The following is a 9,129-nucleotide window of genomic DNA, read 5'->3' as shown; positions in this document are numbered from 1 at the left end:
CTGACCAGCCTCCCGGCGTTGCCGCCAGGATTATACAGGCTTACTGCCGGGCACAATCAGCTGACCAGCCTGCCGGCACTACCGTCAGAACTCTGGTTGCTTATTGCCGGGCACAATCAACTGACCAGTCTGCCAGAACTGCCGCCAGGATTACGGTCGCTGACCGTCGAATACAATCAGCTGGCTAGCCTGCCAGCACTGCCGTCAGGACTACAGTCTCTGATCGTTGAATACAATCAGCTGACCAGCCTCCCGGCGTTGCCGCCAGGATTATACAGGCTTACTGCCGGGCAAAATCAGCTGACCAGCCTGCCGGCGCTACCGTCAGGACTGGAGAGGCTTGATGCCGAACACAATCATTTGATCAGCCTGCCAGCACTGCCGTCAGGATTACGAATGCTTACCGCCGGGCACAATCAACTGACCAGCCTGCCGGCGCTACCGTCAGGACTGACGTCACTTACTGTCAACCACAATCAACTGGACAGACTACCGGTACTGCCGTCAGAACTGGGCTCGCTTATTGCCAGATACAATCAGCTAACCAGCCTGCCGGGAAGCATTGCTGATATGTTCTCGGGAGACTGTCTGGTGGAACTGGAAGGTAACCCACTGTCAGATCTCACGCGTCAGGCTCTGTGGAACATAACCAACGCCCCCGGATATTCAGGGCCATTGATAGACTGGAGCATGGTAACCCCTCCCGTTTCTCAGGCAACGAGGGCATTATACTTGGCAGTCGCTGACTGGCTGACGCTGACAAAGGGAGGGGAGCCAGACCTCACAGACAAATGGCAGACTTTTGGGCAGGAAAATGATGCCGCCTCTTTCGGCGCCTTCCTGGCCAGACTGAGCAAGACAGAAAACTGCAGAAAAGACCCCGCGTTTAAAACACAGATATCGTCCTGGCTGATACAGCTGGCTGAAGATGACTCGCTAAGAGCAAAAACCTTCAGCATGGCGACGGAGGCAACCTCAAGCTGTGAAGACCGTGTCACTCTTGCCCTGAATCAAATGAAGAACGTGCAGCTGGTACACCATGCAGCAAAAGGGAAATACGATAACAATTACTCTGAGCTGGTCTCAGTGGGACGTGAAATGTTCCGCCTCGATAAACTGGAGCAGATAGCCCGGGATAAAGTAAACACGCTGCGCACCCTTGGTGACTATGATGAAATTGAGGTTTATCTGGGCTATCAGAATAAACTGAAGGAAGCGCTTGGGCTAACCAGCGTGACGGCAGGTATGCGGTTCTTTGATATATCGCATATTACGGACTCAGACCTGCAGGCCGCAGAACTTCAGGTAAAGACAGCTGAAAATAGCCAGTTCAGTGAGTGGATACTGCAGTGGGAACCGTTACGCAACGTGCTAGAACACACATATCCGGAACGCTGGGAAGCGCTTTGTGAAAAGAAAATATCGGATTATGAATCCGTATATCGGAGCCTGGAAAAAGAACTGAAAAAAAACAAACTGAACAATGATACAGACGCCGAACGCACTATAGGAACAAAAGCAATGGAGAATGCAGAAGAGAAATTTCTGACCGGGCTCCGCCCTCTGAGGGACGAAATGCTAGGTGGGTATCTGTAGCCAACATAGCCTTAACCAGACACCATGATCACCGCACCGGGCAAATCCGGTGCGGTATGGTAGCGTGATGTTCAGACAACATCAGACCATGCAGATTGAGCATAAATGATATAGCGGAAAAACAATTTTGGTCTTTCAGACACCCGATTTATCAACAGCTTTGTAATAACACCAGCCTTGATTACGCCGAAGTTCTAACACCAACCTCTGCGGGATGATCTTCTGTTTTCAGGAACTGCAATTGGTGGCGCTTGACCGATAAACGCAGTAATAGCGGTACTGCTCGCATTGCTGGCTATGTCCCGCAGGCATCCCGTTCATCATTGTCGAGGGGCATTTTTTTCTGCTGCTATTAAATAGTTAATGACTGAAGCAGGCACACCGTGTGAACGACAGGGAAATAGAGTCGTTTTGAATGGTTCGCATTATTTGCCCACTGATGGCGAGCTGGGAGCCGCCCCATAGATATTCCCGGATACGAAGGGAATAGAAAATAAATAAAATGGCATAATTGACTGATTCGAGGAAAAAATACAACTTCAGGTGATTTAGTCTTTCGCGCGGTGCGAAGGCCGGACCGTGATTATCAACGTAACCAACTGAAATTTTTGATATTAAAAAATAATACAACCGCTATATATACTCACATGTATACTCAACGCGATTTTCTGAAGTCTTAGCTAACTCAAAAAATTACTCTTCATCATCTTCCACAGGTTCTAACGCGTCAAGAGCAACTCGTACCATAGCGATAGAACCAATACGGATGAAAGCATCTTCTCCATCTTCGTCGGTTATCATAAAACGTTCCGTGGTTTCAGGTTCGCAATCCAGCGTGTCAAAAAACGCATTCAACTGACCGATATCATCCGTCTCTTCGCTTTGCGGCGCATCAGGCTCAATGCTCAGTGGAATCACTGGTCCGCCGTTTACCAGAGTGATATGGACATTAAAATAATCGTCTTCGTAGGCATCATCCTCTTCGCTCACGATGGGGGCAAAGCCATCAGACAGAAACTGATGAAATACCACTTCATGCATATTTAATGCATAACGATGCTCGGAAGAATCAAAAACGAAGAAGCGTTCTGTGTTTAGGGTGTTCTTTTCCTGAAAATAATAATAAAACCTCCGCTTATCCGCTGCTGAAATGGGCAACAGCAAATAGTCCTGCTGCCCCTGTAGCCAAAGTTTTACGGTCCAGAGACCGCTATCCATTTCAATACCGCTTGTGGCTATCGCCTCAAGATCTTCATCGATTTTACGACGCTTCTTGCGGAAGTCGTTTATCAACCGATCGCTTTCCGGGAACACTACGTTTAGAGGTTTATCCAGGGCATTGCATATTGCCTGTGCAAGACTCAGCTTTGCCGCAACCTTCCCGGTTTCGATACGCTGAATTTGTTGCTGGCTGGTACCGACCATAAATGCCAGCTCGCGCTGAGTGATAGATAGCTGGGTACGGAGCTGTTTGATGTTGTTCTGTAACATGGCATCCATCCTTCAGAAGGAGTAGAAAGTGCCATTAAAACACAATATTGAGTAAAAAACACAAATCCGTGTTTTTACTCATTCATCAGCACCCATGGACGAAAAGAAAATCTTTTCATCGTTCTTCTTTGGTATGCCAGAGATCCACGATATAGATATCATTGTCACGAAGCTCGTAGTGAACCTCGTAATCATTGAATAATACTTTTCGGACCTCACGAGGTTCATACCGAATCTGCTGTACGCCAATTGCCGGATGCGCTGTAAGACCAGCACAACCAGTAATCAGGCGATCCAAAACGTTATCGGCGTGCAGGCTGCTGTACTGAAGGGCGAAACGGTAAATACGCTCCAAGTCATCCTGAGCTTTAAGCGTCCAGTAAACTTCCATTTATCAGGATTTCTTTAAGCGATTAGCAAAATCCACCATGTCCGAGTGGCTCACCACGCGACCAGCATCCACATCGGCAAGACCGGCCTGAATGCTCTGATGACGCCGCTCTCTTTCGGCCAGCATACTGGTCAACGCTTCTTTAATAATCCAGCTCTTAGAACGGTCCAACTCAATTGCCAGATTTTCAACAGCAGCAGCCAACTCAACGGGTATCTGTGCGCTGATGGTTTGTTTAGTAAGCGAACCCATAGGGATTATCTCCGTCAATAACATTTAATAACTCCTATTAAGATTAGCATAGAGATACCTATAAAAACATCACATCTCATTTCGCAGGCAACATCCCCGGAAAGTGCTTCGCCACAATGTCATTCATCTTCTCCACCAGATCCAGGCGTTTAAAAGTGATATGCCCACTGCCCTTCTGAAAGTAACGAATACTAAAGAACGCATCTTCATAGGTTTCCTTAGCTGGATTATCCCGAACATGTTCCATTAGTCGGGCAGAGATATCAGCACGATTATCAGGGCTCGGTTTGCCATCCAGCAGAAACAGCATACGCTCCAAGTCAGCCAGCTGATCGCGTCGCCAGCCCCAGTTAAGGCTGAATCCCCAGCGGTTGTGCGCCACCAGATTATTAATGATGATCTTCTTGCCAAAGCAGCAGGGGCTATTGGTTTTATAATCCCATGACAGTCCTTTGAAGACATTGATGATCCCTCGCTCAAAGACATCCCTTTTATTCAGATGTAACTGCTTAAAGGTACTGAGGATATTGGCTTCGCTAATGGCAGGAAGGTCACCTTCTTCCAAGTTTTTATGCCACTGGTCACGGGCCTGGGCATCCATCAAGGCCATCATCCCGGACTTCAGCATCAAGTCACGCCAGATACTACGGTCAATATTACGTGTGATGGCGGGCATCGCTTTGTCAGATGGCTCAGTTAACCAGCTGTCATAGCGGTGCCCGGATTTCATGGCCCAGTCCTGTGCTGTTCCGCCGCCCACTTCTGAAGTGAGTCGGGATACTGCATCAAGCTGCTGGATCAACAGTTCAATCTGAGTCAGTGCGGCATCACGCCCTGTCACAGCCCGTTCAATGCTGGTTGAGAGAATAAGTTCACTGTGATCCGTTAATACATCGGGTTCTGTTTGCATCGTTAATCATCCATAACAGCAAATGCGCCTGCCAACAGTGGCAGGCGCATTATGCGATCAATATAAAAAGGGGAAAGTTTGGAGATAAAAATCAGGGATAAGGCTCGAAGAATTCAGGTGTTGATTAGACCGGTAGCCCGTCTGGCTCTGAGGAGATCGGTTGCTGTCAGAAAGGGACTTTGCTCCTGCCAGGTAAAACCCTCGCGATCGATACGTACCAGTTCATAGCGTTCCACCAGAAAATTCACCGCATCCACCAGCGTGATACCGGCATCGATATGCTCCTGAATAACCGTTTCGTCACAAAACGGAGTGTCATTCAGGCTCAGGCCGTAATATTTATCCAGTAGACAGGTCAGCAGCATTTGCCATATCACCAACAGTGACTGACAGCGCTTTGCTGCCCGTAAAGACGTAACAGACAGGTTTTTCATAATGATATTTCCGTGAAGATGATAAGTGTGGAAGAGGACGTTATGTTGTGGTTTGACTGGCAGATGTTGCGAAGCAGAGTGTTAGTTCAGGGTGACATTCATCAGACAAGCATAGGGACCATAACTGTTCTGACGACGCTCAACATACACTGCCAGGACACCAGAGCACTCCATCACCTCCTTACCAAGATAATGGAGGCTATGACCCAACCATTTGTATTTTCCCCGACAGTAACGAAAGAGATAGGACTGTGGATGCTGGTGGTGAATTTTCATTGCAGCAGATTTACTGATGATATTCATTGTTAACCTCATACCAGACCGTGTTCAGCGAAAGAGAAGATGTGCCTGCCACCGACAATCAGATGATCCAACACATGGATATCCACCAGCTGTAAGATATTGACCAAACGCTGAGTGAGATTTTTATCAGCATGACTGGGCGTGATGTCTCCAGAAGGATGGTTATGGGCAAAAATGACTGCCACTGCATTAAAGTACAATGCCCGTTTCACCACCTCTCTGGGATGAACTTCGGTACTGTTGATGGTGCCAGTGAACAAGGTTTCATAGCCCATCAACTGATTCTGCTGATTGAGATACAGCACCATAAATTCCTCCCGTTCCAGCCAGGCCATTTTCAGGCGCAACCAGTCAATGACTCTCTGGGTAGAGGTAAAGGCAATACCTGGCTCACGTAAATGCTTATCCAGTATGCTCAGAGCCCGTTTGATAGCTCGCTGTTCATTGGGCGCGAGTGTGAAAGCCTGAACGTGTTCATCGCGATCATTCATTTAAAAATCTCCGCTATTAAGAGGCTAATTGCATCATATTTTCCGCCATTACCCACAAAGCCCGATTGAGCTTCACATCGCCATCAATACCGTTAACAGCACGCGTATGACTGCGTTTACCTTTGGCATTACGACCGGATAATCCCCCTTTAATCAGGTTCTCCTGTATCCGCTGGTAAGTGGTCCATAAGTCTGGGGTATCATCTTCATAACGGCGGGGCGTCAGAATTTGCTCAGGCGTGACCGGCTGGTGCTCTTCACCAAAACGGTAGGTTAATGCGGCACGAGCTAATGCCTGTTGGGCTGGTGGGGGTAACAACAATGATTGCATCACATCACGCTGCTCATCCATACGGTCAAACAGCCCCAGCACTTCATAAGCCCCTTCAATGACTTTCTCCACCACATCCCCTTTATGCGGGACACGCACCTCACCGAAGGTCTGGCCGCAAATCAGCCCGTTCTGACAAACGAAGCGAAATAGACCGGGTAGCATCTGATAGCTCGATGAACCGTCGTGGCTATTGAGCAGAATAATTTCAGGGACCTGCTTACCAGCAATCTGGTCTTCACGACGCAGACGTAACATATGTTTGGTGTGCTCGCGTCGACTGACATCACGCACTCGGGTCTGACAGGCAAAGAACGGCTGAAAACCCTCTTTCTGCAGACTCTCCAGCAACGTAATGGTCGGGATATAGGTATATCGCTTACTGCGTGATTCATGTTTGTTTTCACCGAAAACACTGGGTACAGTACGGTACAGTTCTTCGGTGGTTAACGGGCGGTCACGACGAATGGTGCACGCACTGCCAAAATGGGAAGCTAAACGAGACATAGGGGTCCTCCTCAGTAATTAAACTGATAAATAATTCTATAAATGGATTAAATGAGATATTGCGGATGGGGTGGAGACAAAACCGTGACAGGTAAATCAGTCTATCAGACGAAAGATTTGAACCTGCTCTGGATGCTGTATAGCGTAATCACGCAGGTGGTAAAAATACTCCACCAGCGCAGCACTTTCAGTTTTAAAGGACCAGAGACTGTAAGCCATCAGACACACCGCGATACCTGCTGCATCCGGGCTTAACTCCGCTTCATTGCCGCTATGCGGGTTAAACATACGCACTGAGGTTTCGAGCATATCAGGCCAGATAAATACCCCGCCGTTAGACAGCATACTGAACTCCCAGAAAGCGCCCTGATAGACCTCACACATCCTGTCCATTAGGTTAAAGATATCGCCTTCTAAACGCACCCAATCAGGCACTGTGCCGAAATAGAAACGCCAGAAGGTATTGCGGCCACGGGAGTTAACAAGGTTGGTTTTGATGAACTCAGGCTCTTGAATCTGAATATTAAACATGGTGGTTTTCCTGTGAGTTAAATGAAGTTATGGTGATTGATTACTATATATAAACATAAAGCCCTACACCTCACGGTGCAGGGCTTTGTTGAAAGATAAATGAACTAGCCAATGTTATAGTGTCATTATTGCTAATGATTCACTGAAATAATATAGACTTGAAAATAAATGCAAATGAATCAAATGACAGAGTCAGATGGCTAACCATTCTGTATTAAAAGGTATCATTCTCAGACATTTTTCAGTCAGTTTATAATCGATATTGCTCACAACTTCATCGATGGTTAAATAAACAATTAAATATTATTCAATGGTATCAACTTTATATTTAAAGCATAATTCTAGAATAAAAACCCATGGCATACACTTAATAAAAAGCGCAGGAATGAGTTCGCTATTAACTTTCTGATGGAATTAATTTTGATGAATCGAAAAATTAATTCAAAGAGAGTAAAATAATCATTCCCTTAATCTACTTTTTATTTTCTTCATTATATCAATTAGCATTGTTATTACCTTTGATTTGTTAGCTATCTTAATCGGCTCAGGAATGGAGAATTTAACCACCCATTCATCCAATTTTTTATCTATATTTTCTACGTCATCCTTTTTTATTGCAGATAAATATTGACTTTTTAAATCATCGAAGCTGTAAGGGTATTTTCTTGTACCACAATATAAGTATCCATAACGCCCCTTAAGTAAACAGAGTTTCTCCCCTATAATGGATAATTCATCAATGTCTTTATACCTCGTGTATTTAATATTTAACAACTCGATAAATCTATTATCATAAATTTTTTCTTTTTCCACATAGAACGGCAAAAGCTCACCATCAGATATTATTTTTATTAATATCTCATGTGCATCTACAAGTGTTTTAATTTCATGTAAAATACCCTTTAACCTGTCTGTGATATTGTTTTTTTCCATTAGCATATTTTTAAGTTTATTATCAATTTCATATAGTGATGGCAGTATCTCTTCGTCTTTTAATGATTGAATATAAAATACATTTGGCGAATGCAATAGTGCTATGGGTATACAAAAAAAATTTTTATTTGGATGATTAAATTTATGAGCCAGATAAAATTCCACATCCTTTATTTGTTTTTTATGGTAATTAGCCTTAACTAATGAATCCAACTTATTTGATTTTTCAATTTTGCAACTTTCAAAAGAATGAATATCAAAAACGTCAAAAAAAGGAAAAAAAACATTAAAGTCAACATGTAGTGGGATTCTTCGTGAAGAATACAATTCCCCAGTATCCTGAGTTGTTATATAAAACTTTAATGGGTCTACAAGTATGGTATCACTTATTGCTATTTCTCTCCCTTTCTCGGTTCGAGAAGATAAGCTTTCAAGTATCATTTCTTCCATCAACTTGGAAGCTGATACCTTTTTCCTTCTCGACTCTAAAGTTATATATTCCATCAAATCTTTATTGCGTATTGTTACTGTTTTTCTGTCCATCAATGACCTCCCCAAGACTCCCTTTATAATAACTCAATATCAAAAGTGATTCAAAAACCACAATCAATTGATATTTAAGATAAAATGCAAAACAGTTTGAACTGGAATAATGATTTTTCGTTTAATTTTGAAAGAATCATGTTTTATCTAACTGGTACAGTCATCATTGGATAGACACACGAGATCCATTTCAGAACCTAATGCACTCATAGTGTATCGACAGATATCTGGTATGGTTAGGCACTGACCTATCAACATAAGAATCATATAGGCATGACAGTATCCTTCTATGGTACGGCATCTGTTTTATTCAGGTTTGCTACTGATAGAGTAGTTTTGTTCCTGGGGATGGGCTAAGTTCTTCAATAACGGTTCCTGTATTTATATTTATTATATATGGATGGATATCATAAGAA

The 9,129-nt window shown here is 44.4% G+C and carries 11 protein-coding genes; 1 reads left to right on the top strand and 10 read right to left on the bottom strand.

The annotated features are described in order from the left end of the window. The coding region (locus JK154_RS15105) for an NEL-type E3 ubiquitin ligase domain-containing protein (protein WP_211993385.1) at positions 1-1,596 on the top strand (1,596 nt) is incomplete at its 5' end. A 693-nt stretch (positions 1,597-2,289) separates the two neighbouring features. Here the strand turns inward: JK154_RS15105 and JK154_RS15100 are convergent. The 10 genes from JK154_RS15100 to JK154_RS15055 all read right to left on the bottom strand — a co-directional run bounded on the left by JK154_RS15100 (position 2,290) and on the right by JK154_RS15055 (position 8,713). Further along, positions 2,290-3,087: a helix-turn-helix transcriptional regulator gene (locus JK154_RS15100; protein ID WP_211993384.1), complete on the bottom strand. Its 798-nt coding sequence runs from the start codon at positions 3,085-3,087 to the stop codon at positions 2,290-2,292. A 115-nt stretch (positions 3,088-3,202) separates the two neighbouring features. After that, positions 3,203-3,478: a type II toxin-antitoxin system RelE/ParE family toxin gene (locus JK154_RS15095; RefSeq protein WP_211993383.1), complete on the bottom strand. Its 276-nt coding sequence runs from the start codon at positions 3,476-3,478 to the stop codon at positions 3,203-3,205. A gap of 3 nt (positions 3,479-3,481) precedes the next feature. Next, complete coding sequence (locus JK154_RS15090; protein WP_000535213.1) at positions 3,482-3,730, bottom strand: ribbon-helix-helix domain-containing protein; 249 nt, start codon at positions 3,728-3,730, stop codon at positions 3,482-3,484. Positions 3,731-3,806: 76 nt separating this feature from the next. Next, the gene (locus tag JK154_RS15085) at positions 3,807-4,640 is read right to left on the bottom strand and encodes a DUF4942 domain-containing protein (protein WP_211993382.1); all 834 of its coding nucleotides are present in this window, start codon (positions 4,638-4,640) and stop codon (positions 3,807-3,809) included. Between the two features lie 113 nt (positions 4,641-4,753). Beyond that, on the bottom strand, positions 4,754-5,074 hold the full coding sequence (locus JK154_RS15080; RefSeq protein ID WP_211993381.1) for a TA system toxin CbtA family protein: 321 nt from the start codon (positions 5,072-5,074) through the stop codon (positions 4,754-4,756). 81 nt (positions 5,075-5,155) lie between these two features. Then, the gene (locus JK154_RS15075) at positions 5,156-5,377 is read right to left on the bottom strand and encodes a DUF987 family protein (RefSeq protein ID WP_211993380.1); all 222 of its coding nucleotides are present in this window, start codon (positions 5,375-5,377) and stop codon (positions 5,156-5,158) included. Positions 5,378-5,385: 8 nt separating this feature from the next. After that, positions 5,386-5,868: a DNA repair protein RadC gene (gene radC / locus JK154_RS15070; RefSeq protein WP_211993379.1), complete on the bottom strand. Its 483-nt coding sequence runs from the start codon at positions 5,866-5,868 to the stop codon at positions 5,386-5,388. Positions 5,869-5,884: 16 nt separating this feature from the next. Continuing rightward, complete coding sequence (locus JK154_RS15065; RefSeq protein ID WP_211993378.1) at positions 5,885-6,706, bottom strand: DUF932 domain-containing protein; 822 nt, start codon at positions 6,704-6,706, stop codon at positions 5,885-5,887. 96 nt (positions 6,707-6,802) lie between these two features. After that, on the bottom strand, positions 6,803-7,237 hold the full coding sequence (locus JK154_RS15060; RefSeq protein ID WP_211993377.1) for an antirestriction protein: 435 nt from the start codon (positions 7,235-7,237) through the stop codon (positions 6,803-6,805). Between the two features lie 459 nt (positions 7,238-7,696). After that, the gene (locus JK154_RS15055; RefSeq protein WP_211993376.1) at positions 7,697-8,713 is read right to left on the bottom strand and encodes a hypothetical protein; all 1,017 of its coding nucleotides are present in this window, start codon (positions 8,711-8,713) and stop codon (positions 7,697-7,699) included. Positions 8,714-9,129 lie beyond the last annotated feature (416 nt).

Origin of the sequence: Citrobacter sp. JGM124 (assembly GCF_018257795.1) — a bacterium.
Taxonomy (GTDB): domain Bacteria; phylum Pseudomonadota; class Gammaproteobacteria; order Enterobacterales; family Enterobacteriaceae; genus JGM124.
This window is presented reverse-complemented; position numbering and strand designations above follow the sequence as displayed.